Source organism: Streptomyces sp. NPDC048461, from assembly GCF_055587105.1.
On sequence record NZ_JBVJGW010000029.1, the window covers coordinates 39770 to 57491 of the forward strand.

Below are 17722 nucleotides of genomic sequence, written 5' to 3' on the forward strand. Positions count from 1 at the left end.
GCCCCGCGCGCGCGGCGGCGGGGGGCGGCGGGGGCGCGGGCCCGCGCGCCGGCGCCCCCCGCCCCCCCGGGGGGGGGGGGGGGGCCCCCCCCCCCCCCCCCCCCCCCCCCCCCGGTCCCGTCTGGCCCGGCCCGCCCCGGTCCCGTCGTGGCCCGGCCCGCCCCGGTCCCGTCCCCCGCACCTCCCGCCGCACCTCCCCGAACTCCCTCACGGAAGAGAGACCACCTCCATGGCCAACAGCTCCCGGCCCACCGTCGACGTCGTCTACCACGACATCACCGTCCGGACCCTGGAGGTGCTGCGGGTGCGCCGGGTGACGCCCCGGATGGTCCGCGTCACCCTGGGCGGACCGGAGCTCGCGGGCTTCGTCGACCGCTCCCCCGCCGACCACGTCAAGGTGTTCTTCCCCGAGCCGGGTACGGAGGTGCTCGTCCTGCCGAGGGTGGCGGACGACGGCGACGGCCTGGAGTTCCCCACGGAACCGCCGTTCCCGGTGTCCCGGGACTACACCACCCGCCGGTACGACGCCTCGGCCGGTGAACTGGACCTGGACTTCGTCCTGCACGGCCGCGGCGTCGCCTCGCGGTGGGCGGAGCGGGCCGAGCCGGGGATGCGGCTCGGGGTGGCGGGACCGCGGGGCTCGATCACCGTGCCGTGGGAGTTCGACTGGTACCTGTTCGCGGGCGACGAGACGGCCCTGCCGGCCATCGCCCGGATGCTGGAGGACCTGCCGGCGGGGGTTCCCGCCAAGGTCTTCCTCCTGGTCGACGACGCGGGCGAGGAGGAGGAGTTGCGGACGCGGGCCGACGCCGAGATCGTCTGGCTGCACCGCGACGGACTCGCGCACGGCGAGGGCGACTTCCTGGAGAAGGCCGTACGGGGCGTGGAGTTCCTGCCGGGCCTGCCCTTCATCTGGGTCGCGGGGGAGGCCGGGGAGCTCAAGCCGGTCCGCCGCTACCTGCACCGCGAACTGCGGCTGGACCGCGACTACACGGACGTGGACGGGTTCTGGAAGCGCGGCGTCGTCAACCTCGACCACCACGCGCCGCAGGACGAGGACGAGGGCGCGGAGGGTTCCGCGGGGAACCTGCCTGCCGCGGAGTGACGTTCGGCATTCCATTAGGTTAGGCTTACCTAAGATTCAAGGGAGGGGGCGGCATGTCCGACCACAAGGTTTCCGGTGACACCGGGACCAGCGGCTTCACCGGGAAGGTCGCGCTCGTCACCGGCGCGGGCCAGGGCATCGGCGAGGCAGTCGTGCGCGCCCTGTTCCGCCTGGGGGCCACGGTGGCCGCGACCGACGTCTCGGCACCGGCCGTGGCCGAACTGGCCGCGGAACTGGACCCGGAGACCACCGGGCCGGCGCACGCGGACACGGGCCGCGGCGCCGCCCGCGACACCGGTGCCGTTGCCGGCACCGGCACCGGCACCGTCCGCGCCTATGCGCTCGACGTGACCGACCGGTCGGCCGTCGACGGGACCGTGGCACTGGTCGAGCGGGAGCTCGGCCCGGTCGACATCCTGGTGAACGTGGCCGGGATCCTGCGCGCGGCCCCGGTCGCCGAACTGACCGACGACGACTGGGCGGCGACGTTCGCCGTCAACGTCCAGGGCGTCTTCCTGACCTCCCGCGCGGTCGTTCCCGGCATGGCGGCGCGCGGCTCCGGCAGCGTGGTCACCGTCGCCTCCAACGCCGCCGGGATCCCGCGCACCGGCATGGCCGCGTACGCCGCCTCCAAGGCGGCCGCCGTCATGTTCACCAAGTGTCTGGGCCTGGAGTACGCCCGCAGCGGCGTGCGCTGCAACGTCGTGGCTCCCGGCTCCACCGACACCCCGATGCAGTGGGGCCTGTGGAACGACCCGGACGCTCCCGGCCGGGTCCTGGACGGCGACCTCGCGTCGTACCGCACCGGGATCCCGCTGGGCCGGATCGCCGACCCGGCCGACATCGCGGACGCCGTGGTCTTCCTCGCCTCGGAGCAGGCCCGCCACATCACCATGCAGGACCTCTACGTGGACGGCGGGGCCACGCTGCGCTGACCGCGCCGCGGCCCCCGTCCTCCCCTCACGGCACCCGCACCACCCGCTCCACCCGCACCACCCGCATCACTGCGCCAACCGCACGCCCACCGCAGCCGGCCACCGCCCGGCCGCCCCCGTCTGCCCCACCTGCCCCCACCCCTGAAGAGGAGTCACCGTGCCGACGGTCCACCAAGTCGCCACGTCCCCCGCACCGGCCGCTCCGACGCACCCCTCCGTCGGCGCCGCCACCGCTCTGCTCGACGCGTACGGGACCGGAGCACGCTTCCTCGCGACCCCCTCCCGGACCCTGCTCGCCCACGGGGTGCGGCAGGAGGTCCCGCACTCCGGCGAGCCCCTGGCGGCGCGCGTCGCCGCGGTCCTCGGCGAGGCCCGCCGGGACGGGCACCCGTGGCCGATGGTGATCGGCGCAATCCCCTTCGACCCGGACGCCCCGGCCGCCCTGGTGGTCCCGGAGTCGCTGCGCAGCGGTCCTCCGCTCGCCTCGGACCCGCTGATCGCCCTTCCCTCGGCCGGTCCCGCGCCCGCCGAGTGGTCCATCACCCCGGTCCCCGAGCCCGACGTCTACGGCAAGGGCGTGGCCGCGGCCGTGGACCGCATGTGGAAGGGCGAGTTCAACAAGGTCGTCCTGGCGCGCTCCCTGGAACTCGCCTCCGACAGACCGCTGGACATACCCGCCATGCTCCAGCGCCTCGCCCGCCGGGACCCGTCCGGCTACACCTTCGCGCTCCCCACCGCCCCCGGGCGCAACCTGCTCGGCGCAAGCCCCGAACTGCTGCTCTCCCGCCGCGGCGACCGGCTGATATCCAACCCGCTGGCCGGCTCGACCCCGCGCAGCGCGGACCTCGCCGAGGACGTGCGCCGGGCGGCCGCCCTGCTCCAGTCCGCCAAGGACCTGCACGAGCACGCCGTCGTCGTCGACGCGGTGCACCAGGCTATGGCGCCGTACTGCTCCTCGCTGGAGGTGCCGGAGCGCCCGACCCTGCTGCGCACGGCCACGATGTGGCACCTGTCCACCACCGTCACCGGCGTGCTCACGACGCCCGACGTGTCGGCCCTGGAGATCGCCTCCAGCCTGCACCCGACTCCCGCGGTCTGCGGCAGCCCGACCGACGTGGCGCGGCGGGTCATCCGCGAGACCGAGCCCTTCGACCGCGGCTTCTTCACCGGCATGATCGGCTGGGAGGACGCCACCGGCGACGGCGAGTGGGTCGTCACGATCCGCTGCGCCGAGGCCGAGGAGAACCGGCTGCGCCTGTACGCCGGGGCGGGCATCGTCTCCGCGTCCGAGCCCGAGGCGGAGACCGCGGAGACGGCCGCGAAGTTCCGTACCTTCCTGCAGGCCGTCGGAGCCCGGCTGTGAGCCTCCCCGCACCCGCCTGGCACCCCTGGCCGGCCGCGTTCGCCGAGCGCTACCGCGAGGCCGGCTGGTGGCGCGGCGAGACCTTCGGCTCCGTGCTCCGCGAGCGGGCCTCGGCCCACCCCGGCCGGATCGCCCTCGTCGACCCGGCCGGCGGCCCGGACGGCGGGCGCCGCACCTGGACGTACGCCGAACTGGACGTGCGGGCCGACCGGATGGCCGCCGGATTCACGGCGCGCGGCATCGGCGCCGGCGACAGGGTCGTCGTCCAGCTGCCGAACACGGCCGAGTTCTTCGAGGTGGTCTTCGCCCTGTTCCGGATCGGCGCGCTGCCGGTCTTCGCGCTGCCCGCGCACCGCCGGACCGAGATCGCGTACTTCTGCTCCTTCACCGGCGCGGTCGCCTACGTGGTCCCGGCGGTGCACGGCGGCTTCGACCACCGCGGGCTGGCCGCGGAGGTGCGCGCCGAAGTGCCGGGCCTGCGCGAGGTGTTCGTCGCGGACGGCGACCCCGGTGACTTCACCGCCCTGTCCGAGGTCCCGGTCGACGTGCCGGCGGGCGGCCTGCCCGACGGGCCCGCCCCCGAGGACCTGGCCTTCCTCCAGCTCTCCGGCGGCAGCACCGGCGTCCCGAAGCTGATCCCCCGCACCCACGACGACTACATCTACTCGCTGTGGGGCTCGAACGAGATCTGCGGCGTGGACGCGGACTCGGTCTACCTGGTGGCCCTGCCGGCCGCCCACAACTTCCCGCTGTCGTCCCCCGGTTCGCTGGGCGTCCTGTACGCGGGCGGCCGGGTCGTGCTGTGCCCGCAGCCGGTCCCCGACACGGCCTTCCCGCTGATCGAGTCCGAGGGCGTGACGATCACCGGCCTGGTCCCGCCGCTGGCCCTGCTGTGGACGGAGGCGGCGGCGCACACCGACCGCGACCTGAGCAGCCTGGACGTGCTGCTCGTCGGCGGCGCCAAGTTCAGCGAGGAGGCGGCCCGCCGGGTGCGGCCCGGCCTGGGGTGCACGCTCCAGCAGGTGTTCGGGATGGCGGAGGGGCTGGTGAACTACACCCGTCACGACGACCCCGAGGAGACGATCGTCACCACCCAGGGCCGGCCGATCTCCCCCGACGACGAGATCCGGGTCGTGGACGACGAGGACCGCGAGGTCCCCGCCGGCGAGCCGGGCCACCTGCTGACCCGCGGTCCGTACACCATCCGCGGGTACTGGAACGCACCCGAGCACAACGCCCGCTCCTTCACCGCGGACGGCTTCTACCGCACCGGGGACGTCGTCCGGGTGACGCCCACCGGGCACCTGGTGGTCGAGGGCCGGGCCAAGGACCAGATCAACCGGGGCGGCGAGAAGATCGCGGCGGAGGAGGTGGAGAACCACATTCTGGCGCACCCGTCCGTCCACGACGCGAACGTGGTCGGCGAGCCCGACGCCTACCTCGGCGAGCGCACCTGCGCGTACGTGATCCTGCGCGAGGGCGCCGAGCCGCTGCGGCCCGCGGCGGTGAAGAAGTTCGTGCGCGAGCGCGGCCTGGCCGCCTACAAGGTTCCCGACCGGGTCGAGTTCGTCGCCGCATTCCCGAAGACGGGCGTGGGCAAGGTCTCCAAGCGGGACCTGCGCACCGCGGCCGACCCGCTGCCGCTCCCCCGGCCCGCCGGCTCCGCACCCGTACCCGTCCCCGCCCCGCCCCATCAGCACTGAACGGAAGAATCCATGGCCCTGCCCGCGATCGCCCCCTATCCGCTGCCCACCGCCGACGAGCTGCCCGCCAACCGGGTCGACTGGACCGTGGACCCGGACCGGGCGGTGCTGCTCGTGCACGACCTGCAGAACTACTTCCTGTCGGCCTTCGAGGACGGCGCCCAGCCCGTCACCGGGATGCTCCAGCAGGTGGCCCGGCTGAAGAAGGAGGCGGGGCGGGCCGGCGTGCCGGTCTTCTACACCGCGCAGCCGGGCGGCCAGAGCGCGGCCGAGCGCGGTCTCCAGCAGGACTTCTGGGGTCCCGGCCTGCCGGACGACGCCGAGGCCGCCGCGATCGCCCCCGCGGTGGCGCCGGGGCCGGACGACACGGTCCTGACCAAGTGGAAGTACAGCGCGTTCGTCCGGACCGACCTCGCGGAGCGGATGCGCGCGGCGGGCCGGGACCAGCTGGTGATCACCGGCGTGTACGCGCACATCGGCGTCCTGATGACCGCCTGCGACGCGTGGATGCAGGACATCCAGGCCTTCCTGGTCGCGGACGCGGTCGCCGACTTCTCCGCCCGTGAGCACCGGATGGCCCTGGAGTACGCCGCGGGGCGCTGCGCCGTGGTGACCACGGCCGACCGGGTATGCGCGGCACTGTGAGACGGGCCCCGTCCCGGGGCCGTTCGCGGACGGGGTCGCACGGGGCGCGGACGGGGCCGGAGCCACTCGTTCCGCACGTGCCGCCGGTGCACCCCGTCCCGCTGGCGGTGACCCTGCCCGGGCAGACCCGGGTGTGGTCCGTGTCGGTGGCCGGGAACGCGGCGGCGGCCACGGCCCGCCGGGGCGAGCTGGACCGGGCCGAGTCCCTGCGGGCGGCCGGATTCCGGCGGTTCGCGGACCTCGACCGCTTCCTGGTCGCCCACGTCTGCCTGCGGGACGTGCTCGGCACGGTCCTCGGGACGCCGCCGGACCGGCTCGTCATCGGCCGGGAGCCCTGCGCCGCCTGCGGGGGCCCGCACGGGCGGCCGTACCTGCCGGGCCGGCCCGTCCACTTCTCCCTCTCCGGCGCGGGCGACCTGGTCCTGATCGCGGTGGCCCCCGTGCCGGTGGGCGTCGACGTGGAGAACGTGCCCCCGGACGCGCTGGTGCACGACACCGCCGCCGCGCTGCACGAGGACGAGCGGGCCGAACTGCTGGCCCTGCCGCGCCAGGTCCGCCCCGCCGCCTTCGCCCGCTGCTGGACGCGCAAGGAATCCGTGCTGAAGTCCACCGGGCAGGGCCTGACCCACGGCGCACGGCTGCCGTACGTGGGCACGGCCGCGGAACCGGCGCTCCACCCCGAACACCAGGTGTACGACCTGCCCGTACCGCCGGGCCTGGTCGCGGCCCTGGCGCTCTGGACCGGCTGACGGTCCTCCCCCGCCACCCCCTACGTCCCCGACCCGAAGGAACTCCCCATGACGGAACGTCTGAACACCGCCCGGCCCTACGCCCTGGCCCTCTTCCGCATCGTCACCGGACTCCTCTTCGCCTGCCACGGCGCCGCCTCGCTCTTCGGCGTCCTGGGCGGCGCGCACGGCGGCGGCACGGTCCCCGTCGGTGCCTGGCCGGGCTGGTACGCGGCGGTCATCCAGCTCGTGGGCGGCACCCTGGTCCTGCTCGGCGCCGGTACCCGCAGCGCGGCCTTCGTCGCCTCGGGCTCCATGGCGTACGCGTACTTCACCGCCCACCAGGCGGACGCCCTGTGGCCCATCCAGAACGGCGGCGAGTCCTCGGCGATGTACTGCTGGGCGTTCCTGCTGCTGGTCTTCACCGGCCCGGGCGCCTTCGCCCTGGACGGCCTGCTGCCGGCCCGCGGCAGCCGCGTCACGGCGTCCGAGCAGCAGCCGCAGACCGCCACCGTCTGACCCCTACGCCCCACCGCCCTGCCCCGCCCCGTGCCCGGATCCCCGGGCACGGGGCGTCCGCGTACCCCCGGACCTCAGGCGGAGCGCGCCAGGGAGCTCTTCACGTACGCGCCCGGGGTCTGACCGAAGTGACGGCGGAAGGCGAGGATGTAGCCGTTGGTGCTGACGAACCCCACCCGGGCGGCCACCACGCTGACCAGGTGACCCTGCTCCAGCAGGCACAGCGAGTGGTTGAGCCGGAGCCGGGTGCGCCACTCGGAGAAGGCCATGCCGGTCTCGGCACGGAAGGCGCGGCGCAGGCTGGTCGAACTCGTGTAGAGGTTCTCCGCCCACTCCGTCGCCGTACGCGGGTCGCTGGGCGTGCGCGCGAGCTCCCGCGCCACCGCGCCGGCGGTGTGGCTGGTGGGCTGGGGCAGCGGCAGGCAGTTGCGGTGCCCGGCGGAGAGCGCGGCGAAGACCCGGGGGTCGTCGTCCGTGCAGCGGGTGCTGCGCATCCGGCCGAGGACCAACCGGCGCTGGGCGTCGGTGATGTTGATCGTGGTGACGTCCTCGTACGGCAGTGCGAAGAGCTCCGCGTCGAACGCCTCGGCCGCGATGACCGAGTCGGCGCCGAACCGCGCGCTGTGCGGGATGCCCGCCGGGATCCACAGGGCGACCGAGGCGGACAGCTCGTAGTCCCGGCCCAGGGCGGTGACCACGATCCCGCCCACGGGCACGTGGAGGAACTGGTGGAAGTCGTGCACGTGCAGGGGATGTCCCCCTTCGGCGATGAACTCGTCGTCGGACCAGACCTCCTGGCCCGTCCCGGTCTCCTCGTCACGCACGCTCCGCAGGCCCGTCTCGGCCACAACACCCTCCCGATACCGCCGGAGCCGACGTATTGGCCCCTGATTGTGAGCGGTTCGACTCCGGCATTGGACCGGAACCCGCTTTGGTTAGGCTAGCCTAACTTTCAGCTTGGACGGATGAGGAGCACCCGAAGACCCATGAAGCAATCCGCTTCGCCGACCGCACCACCCGCGCCAGTGCCCGCCAGGACCCGGTCCTCGCGCGTGGCGACGGTCCTGGTGCTGGCCGGCCTGATCGTGGCAGCCGTGACCATAGCCAGCATCGGCCTCGGCGCCCGGGACATCTCCCCGCTGGAGATAGTCCGGATCGTCCTGCACCCCGGCGGGGAGGGCTACAACAGCGACGTGCTGTGGACGGAGCGGATCCCCCGCACCTTCCTCGGCCTCGCGGTCGGCGCCGCGCTCGGCGCCTCCGGGCTGATGATGCAGGCGCTGACGATGAATCCGCTCTCCGACCCGGGCATCCTGGGGGTGGAGCAGGGCGCGGCGATGTTCGTCGTACTCGGCATCCTCTTCCTCGACATATCAGGTGTACAGGGCTACTTCTGGATGGCCCTGACCGGTTCGGCGGTGGCCGCGACCCTCGTCTATCTGATCGGCACCCGCACCAACGCGGGCAGCTCCACCATCGGTCTCGTCCTCGCCGGTGTCGCCATGGCCGCGGTGATGTCCTCGATCATCACCCTGCTCGTGGTCCGCGACGAGGCGGCGTACGCCAGCCTGCGCTTCTGGTCCGTCGGCCAGCTCACCGGCCGCGGCCAGTTCCTGGGCCAGATCGCCCCGTTCGCGGTCGTCGGCCTCCTGCTGGCGCTGCCGTTCGGCCGCACCCTGAACGTACTGAGCCTCGGTGACGAGACCGCCCGCGGGCTCGGCATCCACGTGGAGCGGGCCCGGCTGGCGAGCGCGGCCGTGGCGGTACTGCTGTGCGCCGCCGCCACGGCGGCCGTGGGGCCGGTGGCGTTCGTCGGGCTGGTCGCCGCGCACTGTGCCCGGATGCTCGTGGGCGCCGACCACCGCTGGTCGCTCCCCCTGTCCATGGCCTGCGGAGCCGTCCTGCTCGTCGGCGCCGACACCGCCGGACGGATGGTGATCGACCACGGGGAGATCCAGGTGTCCGTGATGACCGCCCTCGTGGGCACCCCCTTCTTCGTGTGGCTCGCACGCCGACGCGACCTGGTCCGGATGTGAGTGACATGTCGCAGACCCGTGAAGAGCAGACCCGCAAGGAGAAGGACGGCCCCGAACGGGGCCGCGCCGTAGCCCTCCCCACCGCCCGGCGCGTGTCCGGCGAGGCCGCGACCGCGCTCCGGACCGCCACGGCGGCCCGGCTGCGCCGCGCCCACCGGGCCAAGGGCCGCCGCGCGGTCACCGTCACCGGCGTGCTCCTCCTGATCCTGCTCGCCCTGCTCGTCGCCTCCGTGCTCCTCGGCGGGGTCAAGCGCATACCGGCGGGTGACATCCTGCCCGCGGCGTTCGGCCTGCGCACCGGCCTCGCCGACTACGTGATCTTCCGGATCCGGATGCCGCGCGCCCTGGCGGCGCTGCTCGCCGGAGCCCTCTTCGGCCTCTCCGGAGCGCTGTACCAGCGGCTCATCCGCAACCCGTTGGCGACCCCCGACATCGTCGGCATCTCCGCCGGCGCGGGAGCCGGCGCCACGACCATGCTGCTGTTCGCCCCCGCGGTGCCCTTCGGGGTTCCGATGGCCGCCGTCGGCGGGGCGTTCGCCCTCGTCGCCGTGGTGCTCGCCATGAGCCGGCGCCGCGGGCAGGTGGACACGTACCGGCTGGTGCTCGTGGGCATCGGCATGAGCGCCGTGTGCACCGCCTACGTCAACTACCTGTTCACGGTCGCCGGCCAGCACAGCATCACCCAGGTGATGCGCTGGCTGATCGGCAGCGTCAACGACGCCACCTGGGAAGGGGTGTCCCTCCTCGCGGGCGCCCTCGCCGTGTGCGGGATCTGTACGGTGCTCCTGGACCGCTCGCTGGGCAGCATGGCCCTCGGCGACCAGCTCGCCCAGGGGCTCGGCACCCGGGTGGGCGCCGCCCGCACCGCGACCCTGCTGCTCGGCGCCGGGGCCGCGGCCCTGGCCACCAGCGTCACCGGCCCGATCGGCTTCGTGTCGCTGATCAGCGGGCCGATCGCGGTCCGGCTGGTCGGAGCCGACCGGTCCGTCGCCCTCGCCGTGCCGATCGGCGCGGTCATCGTCCTCGGCGCCGATGTCCTCGCGCAGCACGGCCCCCTGATCAGCCCGGTGCCGACGGGCGTCCTCACGGCGCTGCTGGGCGCCCCCTACTTCGTCTGGCTGATCCTCCGGCGCAGGCAAGGAGCCACCGCATGAGCGCACGTCCCGTACTCTCCACCCCGGACACGGCAACGGACACGGCAACGGACACCGCACCGGTCGCCGCAACGGACACCGCGCCGGACGCCCCGTTCCGGCTGGAAGCCCGCGGCATCACCGCCGGCTACGACCGCAAGCCGATCATCGAGGGCCTGTCCCTGGGGATCGAGCCCGGCCGGATCACGGCGCTCGTCGGCCCCAACGCCTGCGGCAAGTCGACCCTGTTGAAGTCGGTGGCCCGGCTGCTGCCCGTCGCGGCCGGCTCGGTCCTCCTGGAGGGCCAGGACATCCACGCCCTGCCCACCCGCGAGGTGGCCCGCCGGCTGGGCATCCTGCCGCAGTCGCCGATCGCCCCCGAGTCCATCACCGTCGGAGATCTCGTCTGGCGCGGCCGCCACCCGCACCGCCAGTTCGGACAGCGGCGCACCGCCACCGACGACGAGGTCATCGCGGACGCCCTCACGGCGACCGGCACGGCCGAGCTGATCGACCGCCCGGTCGACCAGCTCTCCGGTGGCCAGCGCCAGCGCGTGTGGATCGCCCTCGCGCTCGCCCAGGACACCCCGACCCTGCTCCTGGACGAGCCCACCACCTACTTGGACATCGCGCACCAGATCGAGGTCATGGACCTCCTCGCCGACCTCAACGAGCAGGCCGGCAAGACGATCGTGCTGGTGTCCCACGACCTCAACCAGGCAGCCCTGTACGCCTCGACGATCGTCGCGATGCGCGACGGGCGGATCGTGTGCCAGGGCACCCCCGAAGAGGTGCTCACCGAGCGGACCGTGGCCGACGTCTTCGGCCTGGACTGCCTCGTCGTCCCCCATCCCCGCTCCCAGCGGCCCCAGATCTTCCCCCTGGGCCGTCGTACCCCCGCATAGGAGAGAACCACCATGTCCGTCCTGATCAGACAGCGCCGCCGCCCGGCCCGTGCCCTCGCCGCCGCCGTCGCGGCCGCCGCCTGCCTCGGCCTGCTCACCTCGTGCAGCGACGACGCCGCCGCGACGAAGGACAAGGCGGCCGCCGCCGGCGCCGAGGCGTCCGCCGGCTTCCCCGTCTCGCTCACCAACGCGTGGGGCAAGACCGAGGTCAAGAAGAAGCCCGTGAAGGTCGCGACCGTCTCCGACGGCGACACCGCCATCGCGCTGGCCCTCGGCATCGTCCCGGTGATCACCCCGGACGTCGAGGACGGCAGCCCGGTCCCCGAGTACAAGCAGCGTGCCCTCGACAAGCTCGGCGGGGCCAAGCTGAAGACGTACGACGACACCGACGGCACCGCCTACGAGGCCATCGCCGCCGAGGCCCCCGACGTGATCCTCGGCATGAACACCTGGGAGATGGACGCCGACTACGCGAAGCTCCAGCCGATCGCGCCGGTCGTCACCTTCAGCGACAAGGCCCACGCCGACACCCTCACCTGGCAGGACCGGCTGAAGACCGCCGCGAAGGCCCTCGGCCTGAGCGCCAAGGCGGACGAGGTCATCGCCGCGAACGAGAAGGCCACGACCGACGCCGCGGCCGCGCACCCCGAGTTCAAGGGCAAGACGTACACCTACGCGGTGGTCCACCCGGAGCAGGTCAGCTTCATGTCCTACGCCGACCAGGACCCGGGCGTCTTCGAGAAGCTCGGCTTCGCCAAGACGGACAAGGCGAAGAACTACGCGCCGGACAAGAACGGCGTCAGCCTGGAGAACCTCGACCAGCTCGACGCCGACGTCCTGCTCGTCACCTACCCCTTCGGTGACCGCGGTGTGATCAGCGCGAAGGACCTGGAGTCGAACAAGCTGTTCCAGTCGCTGAACGCGGTGAAGGGCAAGCACTTCACGGTGATCCCCTCGGACAACTCGCTGTCGTCCGCCATCGCCTACCCGGACCCGCTGAGCGCCTCGTGGGTCGTCGAGCAGCTCACCCCGCTCCTCGCCAAGGCCGTCGCCGGCCAGTAGGCACCGCGCACCGCGCCCATGCGGACGGGCCCGCCTCCCTGGGGAGGCGGGCCCGTCCGCATGGGCCGAACGGCGGGGCGTCCGAGGACGCGGCGCGCACCGCGCGGGTCAGCCGCGGGTGGTCTTGCGCCAGCCGAAGGGGCCCGGCAGGTCCATCGAGGTGGTGCGGCGGCCGGTGCTGCTGTGCGTGTGGCGCGGGCCGTGCTTGCCGCCGCCGGTGGTGATCGACCACGACTTGCGGTTGATGTTCAGCCGGACGCCGGGCAGGATCCTGAAGCTCTTGCGGAATGTCAGCGGCATGACGTCTCGCTCCCTCGGTGCGCGTGGGTCGGGCGGGCCCGACTGTTCCTGTGTGCGGGCCAGTTGGCATACGTGTGTCCCGCGCCGGCCGTTCCATGCACCCGTCTTCCGCTCCCTGCGCCCGCCTTCCGCCCGGAGGACGGTCAGGGGGTGTCGCCGTCCCAGACGAACCGCTCGTCGGGTTCGGTCGGGGAGGGGCTGTACAGCGCCCGCCCGCCGGGGCCGAAGAGGCCGCGGTCGGTGGCGAGGAGCACGCCCTCCACCCGCTCCTGGTCGGGCAGGTTGGTGACGTCGAGGAGCTGGCCGTCGAGAGGACCGCCCGTCAGCCTCACGTACACCCGGCCCGGGGTCGGCCGGACCCAGTGTCCTTCGTCGCCGCAGTACACCCGGTCGTCCACCGTGCCCACCTGCCCACCCGCCCCTCTCCCCGTCGGACCGCTCAGGAGGCCATCCTCTCCTACGCGTCCGGGTGGGTGTGAGCCCGGTGGGGTGCCGGGCCGGGTCCGGGCCGCGGCCGCCGCCCGGCCTCTGGGACGTCACCGGTTCCGTGCCCGTTCCCGCAGGTGGAGCGATCGGACAAGGGCCGCTGCGCGCCTACCAGTTGGCGCCGAGCACGACCCGGGAGCCGAAGGCCGCGGCGCCCGTCCCCGGGTAGGAGTAGAGCGTTCCGGTCCGCGTGGCGGGAGGCTCGGCCCGGGCCCGCACCCCGGCCCGGCGCACGGCCTACAGGGCGCGGGCCGCCTCGACTCCGTCCGCGATCGTGAACAGGTCCCGGGCCTGCGTGAGGAGCAGCAGCCGGTCGAGCTGGTGCGGCACGGGTCCCGCCAGGACCAGACGACCGGTGCGCAGCAGCATCAGCATCTGGTTGAGCATGGAGGAGTCCGCGAAGGAGACCTCGCGGAGGTCGAGGACGATGCGGCGGACGCCGGGATCGGCGGCCGCGGCCGCACCCAGCGCCCGGAAGGGCTCCAGGGTGTCCTGGTCGAACTCCCCCGCACACACGATGACCCGGACCCCGTCGACGTCCGGCTCGACCCGTACTTGCTGCTCCATCGCCTACTCCCTCCCACCATTGACCTGCCCATTCTCCCCCTTCCGCGGCGCGCTTCGTACAACGGGAGCCCCAGAGGTACCGGACCGTGATCCCGCGGGGGTCCCGCGTTCCGGCGGTGCGTACCCGGCCGGCGGGCGGAGGGCGGACATCACGGGCCGATCATGGTGGTGCAGGCCGGCGCCGGGCCGGGAGACTTCTCCCGGAGATCACCGGAAGGTGTGTACCCGGCCGTCACCGCCGCGCCGGGCCCGGGTAGGTTCCGCAGACGAGGGTGTGCGGCCTTGGCCAACAGGGCCGCGACGGGGGCCGCACACCCCGGCCCCCCATCGGCGCCCGGTCGGCTCGACCCCACGGGGGCCGACGGTCCCGCACCGGGGTGGTCAGCGGAGGTCGGGGCCGCCCGCCTCGGCGAGCTCGCCGAGCAGGCTGATCGCCTCGTCGGCGTCCTCCGGAACATCCGGGTCGCCCGGGCCGTCAGGGTCGTCCGGGTCGGCATCGGAGGACGGTCCGGGGGCCTCCTCGTCGCCGAGGTGCGGGTACTTCTCCAGGAGGAACCGCCGCCGGTACGCCATGTCGGCAGCGTCGACGATCTCCTCCAGCGTGCTCCAGTTGAGGGTGCCTCCCACGAGGATCCCGAAGGCGGGCACCGCCTTGCCCAGTCCCTTCTTGGTCAGGCGGAAGCCGAACGCCTTCGCGAACCGCGCGGAGACGGTGGCGACCACCGACCCGTTCAGGACGTCCCACGACTTGCCCCGCACGAGTGCTTGGGTCAGCCGCGAGATGTCGGCCATGGCGGCGTTCTTGGCGCCGGCCGACACGGCCGTCCCCGCGTTGACGACGGACATCACGAAGAGCTTCTCGGCGGGCTCCTCGGGGTCGTAGCCGTAGAGCAGCGACACCTGGCCGACGGACCGGGAGGCCAGCCCGAGCACGACCGCCGCGTCGACGGCGAAGGCGCCGACGATCGCACCTCCCGAGGGCGCCGCCGCCGCGCCCGCGGAGGCGGCGGTGACGAGCTGCCCTCCGGAGATGACGAGCCCGGCGCCCGCTCCCGAGAGCGCCGCGCCGGCCGGGTAGTACCAGCTCGCCGCTCGCCCGCGGACGGCGTCGATCTGCTCGAGGTCGAGGCGGCGCAGGTCGGACAGCGATGCCACCTCGTGCCCGCGCTTCACGTGGAGCGCCACCACCCGCTTGGAGGAGAGTCCGGCCCGTGAGACCCGTCCCACCGTCTTGCGTACGGACTGGAAGGCAGTACCGCTCCAGTCGGGGAGGGCGTCGGCGGCTCCGCGAGCCCCGGCGCCGACCTTGTGCGCGCCCTTGGCCGCCAGTCCCTGCCCGCGTGCGACCGCCGACTGCGCCCGCGGGTGGTTCTCCAGGTACTTCGTGGCACGCCTGCCGAGTTCCGCGGCGCCGCCGGCCACGTGGTCGCCGGCGTTCCTGATCGCGCGCGACAGCGGGCGACCCTTGAACCGTTGGGTGTCACGCCATGCCGAGAGCTCGTAATCCGAGGGAGTAGCCACGCCGTGATGGTAATGGCCAAGACCTCCGCACCGCGGCCGAACGATCCCATCGCCCCCTGTGCACAACGGAGTTGCTGCGCCGCGTACCGCCCGCTCGGGCCGCGGGGTCAGGGCTTGGCGCCCGTGGTCTGGGCGTTCGTGAGGGTCACGGGCTGCCCGGCGGAGTCGTACAGCCGGGTGACGAAGATCCGGAAGCCGAGTTCGCGGAGTCTCATCTCGGCTTCGTTGGTGTGGCTGTGGCGCCGGCCGCGACCGTGGCCTTGGCCGGGGCCGGCCGGGAGCCCGGCCCTGGCCCCCTGCCCCCGGCCCGCACGGGTCACTTGGCGTCGAGGTCGTTCCTGATCATGGACACGGCGGAGGCCAGCCGGCTGATGCCGCTCAGCACCTCGCGGATGCCCTCTCCCGTCTGGGGCTGGTGGTTCTTGGCGATCCCCGCGACGCATTCACTGCCCCCGTGCTCGAACTTGCTCAGCGCTTCCGTCCAGAAGTCCCGGGCGTTGTCGCTCGGGATGGCGTCCAGCTTCTTCGCCTTCGCCACCGCGGCCAACAGCTTTTCGCAGGCTGCCTTCTGACTGTCCGTCGGGCCCGGGTACGCGCTGCTGACCCCGCTCGACGCATCGGAGAGTGCCTTCACGCTGCTCTCGCCCCCGGACGACCACCAGTCCTCCAGTTCCTCGGCCGGGGTCGAGCCGCACCCGGCGAGCAGCAGCGCGCCGGCGGCAGCGGTGGCGGCGCGTGTGAATAAGCGGGCGCGGAAGCGCATGGAACCCCCCAGGGAATCGGTCGTGCCGATGCTGCCAGGAACCACCGCGGCCGGGAGGGCCCGTGACAGTACCGTGACTGCGCGGCCCCCGGCACGCGCATCCGGATCCCGCACCGGGGCACACGCCCTCGGACGACAGGAGGCTGACATGACCACATTCCGTACGCGCCGTCACCACGGCGGCATCGGCGCCCTCTTCGCCGTCGCGGCGCTCGCCGCGGCCTTGGCCGGGTGCTCGATGAAGGACGCCGTCTGCCGTGGCGGGGAGTACCCCGTCATGACGGTCGGGGACACCGGTTCCGCCTGCGTCACGAACGGGAAGCCGCCGCCCGAGGGCTACACGCGGTACCCCGACGGCAAGGTACCGAAGCACGTCGACGACACCTGGGACGTGTACTGGCGCACCCACACCCTCGACGCCGAGGGCAACACCGTCGACGCCCCGGCCCCCCGGTAGCCCCCTGCCGGGCTCCCCGCGCTCGACGCGCCGGGGAGCCCGCGGTTCAGGGGATCCGCCAGACGTTGGCGAAGGCCGCGTTCTCGATGGTCCGCCGCTGGCGCACCGCTTCCAGTTCCATCACCGCGTCGTTGACGGCGGCCAGCACCGTCGTCACCGCCTCGCCGCCGTCCCAGGCCGCCTCGTCGTCGGAGGTGTCGCGGCCGATGCCGACGGCCTCCGCGAGGGCCACGAGCACCGGCTCCTCCCCCTCCCAGCGGCTCCGCGCCCGGCTGCGGCCGGGGGTGTCGACGAGCTCCATGCGCTCGGTCCCGAACGGCAGGCGCCCCCGCCGGGCCCGCGTCAGCAGGCCGTCCTCCTCGAACGCGGCCTGGTAGGCCGCGGACAGCTCGCGGCCCCGCCGCCACAGCCAGTCCTCGACGCGCTCGTACGGCACCTGCCGGACCAGCGCCGAGTCCGCCGCGGCGAGCAACCGGTCCTCCGGCGCCGGCCGCGCGTCCGGTACGACGAGATCTCCGTCCAGGGCGACGGCCCGCGCGGCCAGGAGATCGATCAGTTCGGCGCCCGCGAGGGACAGGGACAGGTCGCCCTGACCCACGGCACCCTCCGGGCGGGGTTCCATGGCAAGGCTGAACAGGTCTTTCGCCGTGGTCATGTGCGACTCCCTCGTCCGTCGTCGGCCGGACCGGCGTCCCGGGGCCGGGGTGGCGCGGGTCACAGGCCGCTCCTGAACGCCAGCTAACCACACGCCGCCGACGGACCGGGGCGAACGGGCACCGGGCTCCAGTTCCCGGCCCGGTGCGACCCGTGCGAACGGTCGCCCGCCGGCTCCCTCCCGGCGGGTGTTACGGTCCTGCGCATGCAGGGAGCGGTGCTGACGGAACAGGTCGTGGAACGGGTGCGGCGCACCCCCGGAGCGTCCGCGCTGGAGTACCGGCACGTGCCCTGGGTGACCGGCGGTGTCCCCCGGCCGATGGACGCGACGGCACGGGCGCGGGCCGCGTTCCCGTCCGGCCGTCCGCTGTCGCCGAGCCTGCGCACGTGGCTGGCGTACGACACCAGCCTGCTGGAGCGGCACGGCTGGTTCGCCCCGGACGGCAGTCTCTCGCCCCGGCCCCTCGACCGGCTGGTGGCCGAGGAGATCGCCCCGCCCTGGGCCCCGGACTTCGCGCCGTTCGCCGAGCGGTTCCCCGAGTGCTTCCTGCTGCCCGGCGGATCGGACTCCAGCCGGGTGCTGGCCGTCACCGAACCGGACGGGGAGGGCGAGTACCCCGTCCTCGCGCTCGATTTCGACGACCTGCCGTTCGTGGGTCTGATGTATCCGGGGTTCGACGTCTACCTGGCCGACACCGCGGGCGTCCTGTCGCTGGAGTTCCCCACGTACACGGCCCTGGTCCGGGATCCGGTGTACGGATCCCGGATGCGCCACCACGCCACCCACTGCTTCGGGGGCGGGACCTGCGCGGAGTACCCCTTCTGAGGGGACGCCCGCCG

20 protein-coding genes are annotated in these 17722 nt (G+C 73.7%); 13 read left to right on the forward strand and 7 right to left on the reverse strand.

The window, feature by feature from the left end; translation table 11 throughout:
* Nucleotides 1-229: 229 nt before the first annotated feature.
* The 7 genes from ACZ6S8_RS33455 to ACZ6S8_RS33485 all read left to right on the forward strand — a co-directional run bounded on the left by ACZ6S8_RS33455 (nt 230) and on the right by ACZ6S8_RS33485 (nt 6998).
* Nucleotides 230-1105, forward strand: coding sequence for a siderophore-interacting protein (locus tag ACZ6S8_RS33455; RefSeq protein WP_469461366.1), 876 nt, complete (start codon nt 230-232; stop codon nt 1103-1105).
* A 53-nt stretch (nt 1106-1158) separates the two neighbouring features.
* Complete coding sequence (locus ACZ6S8_RS33460; protein ID WP_469461367.1) at nt 1159-2040, forward strand: 2,3-dihydro-2,3-dihydroxybenzoate dehydrogenase; 882 nt, start codon at nt 1159-1161, stop codon at nt 2038-2040.
* Nucleotides 2041-2197: 157 nt separating this feature from the next.
* Nucleotides 2198-3403: an isochorismate synthase DhbC gene (gene dhbC / locus ACZ6S8_RS33465; RefSeq protein WP_469461369.1), complete on the forward strand. Its 1206-nt coding sequence runs from the start codon at nt 2198-2200 to the stop codon at nt 3401-3403.
* Nucleotides 3400-5106 (forward strand): (2,3-dihydroxybenzoyl)adenylate synthase, encoded by a 1707-nt coding sequence (locus ACZ6S8_RS33470; RefSeq protein WP_469461370.1) that lies wholly within the window; start codon nt 3400-3402, stop codon nt 5104-5106. Before dhbC ends, ACZ6S8_RS33470 begins: the two co-directional genes overlap by 4 nt.
* A 12-nt stretch (nt 5107-5118) precedes the next feature.
* Nucleotides 5119-5751, forward strand: a complete 633-nt coding sequence (locus ACZ6S8_RS33475; protein ID WP_469461371.1) for an isochorismatase family protein — start codon at nt 5119-5121, stop codon at nt 5749-5751.
* 77 nt (nt 5752-5828) lie between these two features.
* Nucleotides 5829-6500, forward strand: a complete 672-nt coding sequence (locus ACZ6S8_RS33480) for a 4'-phosphopantetheinyl transferase family protein (RefSeq protein ID WP_469461373.1) — start codon at nt 5829-5831, stop codon at nt 6498-6500.
* Between the two features lie 48 nt (nt 6501-6548).
* Nucleotides 6549-6998: a DoxX family protein gene (locus ACZ6S8_RS33485; RefSeq protein WP_469461374.1), complete on the forward strand. Its 450-nt coding sequence runs from the start codon at nt 6549-6551 to the stop codon at nt 6996-6998.
* 74 nt (nt 6999-7072) lie between these two features.
* Here the strand turns inward: ACZ6S8_RS33485 and ACZ6S8_RS33490 are convergent, their stop codons facing one another.
* Nucleotides 7073-7846, reverse strand: a complete 774-nt coding sequence (locus ACZ6S8_RS33490; RefSeq protein ID WP_469461375.1) for a helix-turn-helix transcriptional regulator — start codon at nt 7844-7846, stop codon at nt 7073-7075.
* Nucleotides 7847-7984: 138 nt separating this feature from the next.
* On the opposite strand from ACZ6S8_RS33490, the gene ACZ6S8_RS33495 reads away from it, so the two are divergent.
* From ACZ6S8_RS33495 to ACZ6S8_RS33510, 4 genes are read left to right on the forward strand one after another with little or no spacing between them, the layout of a single operon-like run.
* On the forward strand, nt 7985-9034 hold the full coding sequence (locus ACZ6S8_RS33495; RefSeq protein WP_469461377.1) for a FecCD family ABC transporter permease: 1050 nt from the start codon (nt 7985-7987) through the stop codon (nt 9032-9034).
* 5 nt (nt 9035-9039) lie between these two features.
* Entirely contained in the window at nt 9040-10188 is a 1149-nt protein-coding gene (locus ACZ6S8_RS33500; RefSeq protein ID WP_469461378.1) for a FecCD family ABC transporter permease, read from the forward strand.
* Complete coding sequence (locus ACZ6S8_RS33505) at nt 10185-11072, forward strand: ABC transporter ATP-binding protein (RefSeq protein ID WP_469461380.1); 888 nt, start codon at nt 10185-10187, stop codon at nt 11070-11072. Before ACZ6S8_RS33500 ends, ACZ6S8_RS33505 begins: the two co-directional genes overlap by 4 nt.
* A 12-nt stretch (nt 11073-11084) precedes the next feature.
* Nucleotides 11085-12134, forward strand: a complete 1050-nt coding sequence (locus ACZ6S8_RS33510) for an ABC transporter substrate-binding protein (RefSeq protein ID WP_469461381.1) — start codon at nt 11085-11087, stop codon at nt 12132-12134.
* A gap of 108 nt (nt 12135-12242) precedes the next feature.
* Here the strand turns inward: ACZ6S8_RS33510 and ACZ6S8_RS33515 are convergent, their stop codons facing one another.
* From ACZ6S8_RS33515 to ACZ6S8_RS33535, 5 genes are all read right to left on the reverse strand, one after another.
* Nucleotides 12243-12434 carry a DUF4236 domain-containing protein gene (locus tag ACZ6S8_RS33515; RefSeq protein WP_383805880.1) on the reverse strand — a complete coding sequence of 64 codons (192 nt, stop codon included), beginning with the start codon at nt 12432-12434 and terminating at the stop codon, nt 12243-12245.
* A 143-nt stretch (nt 12435-12577) separates the two neighbouring features.
* A complete protein-coding gene (locus tag ACZ6S8_RS33520) occupies nt 12578-12832 on the reverse strand; it encodes a hypothetical protein (protein ID WP_469461382.1) in 255 nt (84 codons plus the stop codon).
* A gap of 325 nt (nt 12833-13157) precedes the next feature.
* Entirely contained in the window at nt 13158-13487 is a 330-nt protein-coding gene (locus ACZ6S8_RS33525) for an STAS domain-containing protein (protein WP_469461384.1), read from the reverse strand.
* A gap of 381 nt (nt 13488-13868) precedes the next feature.
* Complete coding sequence (locus ACZ6S8_RS33530; protein ID WP_469461385.1) at nt 13869-15008, reverse strand: EcsC family protein; 1140 nt, start codon at nt 15006-15008, stop codon at nt 13869-13871.
* Nucleotides 15009-15324: 316 nt separating this feature from the next.
* Nucleotides 15325-15816 (reverse strand): hypothetical protein, encoded by a 492-nt coding sequence (locus ACZ6S8_RS33535; RefSeq protein WP_469461386.1) that lies wholly within the window; start codon nt 15814-15816, stop codon nt 15325-15327.
* A gap of 103 nt (nt 15817-15919) precedes the next feature.
* Between ACZ6S8_RS33535 and ACZ6S8_RS33540 the strand changes: the two genes are divergently transcribed.
* Nucleotides 15920-16228, forward strand: a complete 309-nt coding sequence (locus ACZ6S8_RS33540; RefSeq protein ID WP_469461388.1) for an SCO0607 family lipoprotein — start codon at nt 15920-15922, stop codon at nt 16226-16228.
* A gap of 46 nt (nt 16229-16274) precedes the next feature.
* On the opposite strand, the gene ACZ6S8_RS33545 is transcribed toward ACZ6S8_RS33540, so the two are convergent.
* The gene (locus ACZ6S8_RS33545; RefSeq protein ID WP_469461389.1) at nt 16275-16883 is read right to left on the reverse strand and encodes a GOLPH3/VPS74 family protein; all 609 of its coding nucleotides are present in this window, start codon (nt 16881-16883) and stop codon (nt 16275-16277) included.
* A 204-nt stretch (nt 16884-17087) separates the two neighbouring features.
* Here ACZ6S8_RS33545 and ACZ6S8_RS33550 point away from each other — a divergent pair, with 204 nt between their 5' ends.
* Complete coding sequence (locus ACZ6S8_RS33550) at nt 17088-17708, forward strand: hypothetical protein (protein WP_469461390.1); 621 nt, start codon at nt 17088-17090, stop codon at nt 17706-17708.
* The last annotated feature ends 14 nt before the right edge of the window (nt 17709-17722 follow it).

Coding starts and splice junctions, on each gene's coding strand:
- ACZ6S8_RS33505 (WP_469461380.1), top strand. CDS start 10,185: ATGAGCGCACGTCCCGTACTCTCCACCCCGGACACGGCAACGGACACG.
- ACZ6S8_RS33485 (WP_469461374.1), top strand. CDS start 6,549: ATGACGGAACGTCTGAACACCGCCCGGCCCTACGCCCTGGCCCTCTTC.
- ACZ6S8_RS33510 (WP_469461381.1), top strand. CDS start 11,085: ATGTCCGTCCTGATCAGACAGCGCCGCCGCCCGGCCCGTGCCCTCGCC.
- ACZ6S8_RS33500 (WP_469461378.1), top strand. CDS start 9,040: ATGTCGCAGACCCGTGAAGAGCAGACCCGCAAGGAGAAGGACGGCCCC.
- ACZ6S8_RS33475 (WP_469461371.1), top strand. CDS start 5,119: ATGGCCCTGCCCGCGATCGCCCCCTATCCGCTGCCCACCGCCGACGAG.
- ACZ6S8_RS33495 (WP_469461377.1), top strand. CDS start 7,985: ATGAAGCAATCCGCTTCGCCGACCGCACCACCCGCGCCAGTGCCCGCC.
- ACZ6S8_RS33540 (WP_469461388.1), top strand. CDS start 15,920: ATGACCACATTCCGTACGCGCCGTCACCACGGCGGCATCGGCGCCCTC.
- ACZ6S8_RS33525 (WP_469461384.1), bottom strand. CDS start 13,487: ATGGAGCAGCAAGTACGGGTCGAGCCGGACGTCGACGGGGTCCGGGTC.
- ACZ6S8_RS33455 (WP_469461366.1), top strand. CDS start 230: ATGGCCAACAGCTCCCGGCCCACCGTCGACGTCGTCTACCACGACATC.
- ACZ6S8_RS33515 (WP_383805880.1), bottom strand. CDS start 12,434: ATGCCGCTGACATTCCGCAAGAGCTTCAGGATCCTGCCCGGCGTCCGG.
- ACZ6S8_RS33460 (WP_469461367.1), top strand. CDS start 1,159: ATGTCCGACCACAAGGTTTCCGGTGACACCGGGACCAGCGGCTTCACC.
- ACZ6S8_RS33545 (WP_469461389.1), bottom strand. CDS start 16,883: ATGACCACGGCGAAAGACCTGTTCAGCCTTGCCATGGAACCCCGCCCG.
- ACZ6S8_RS33550 (WP_469461390.1), top strand. CDS start 17,088: ATGCAGGGAGCGGTGCTGACGGAACAGGTCGTGGAACGGGTGCGGCGC.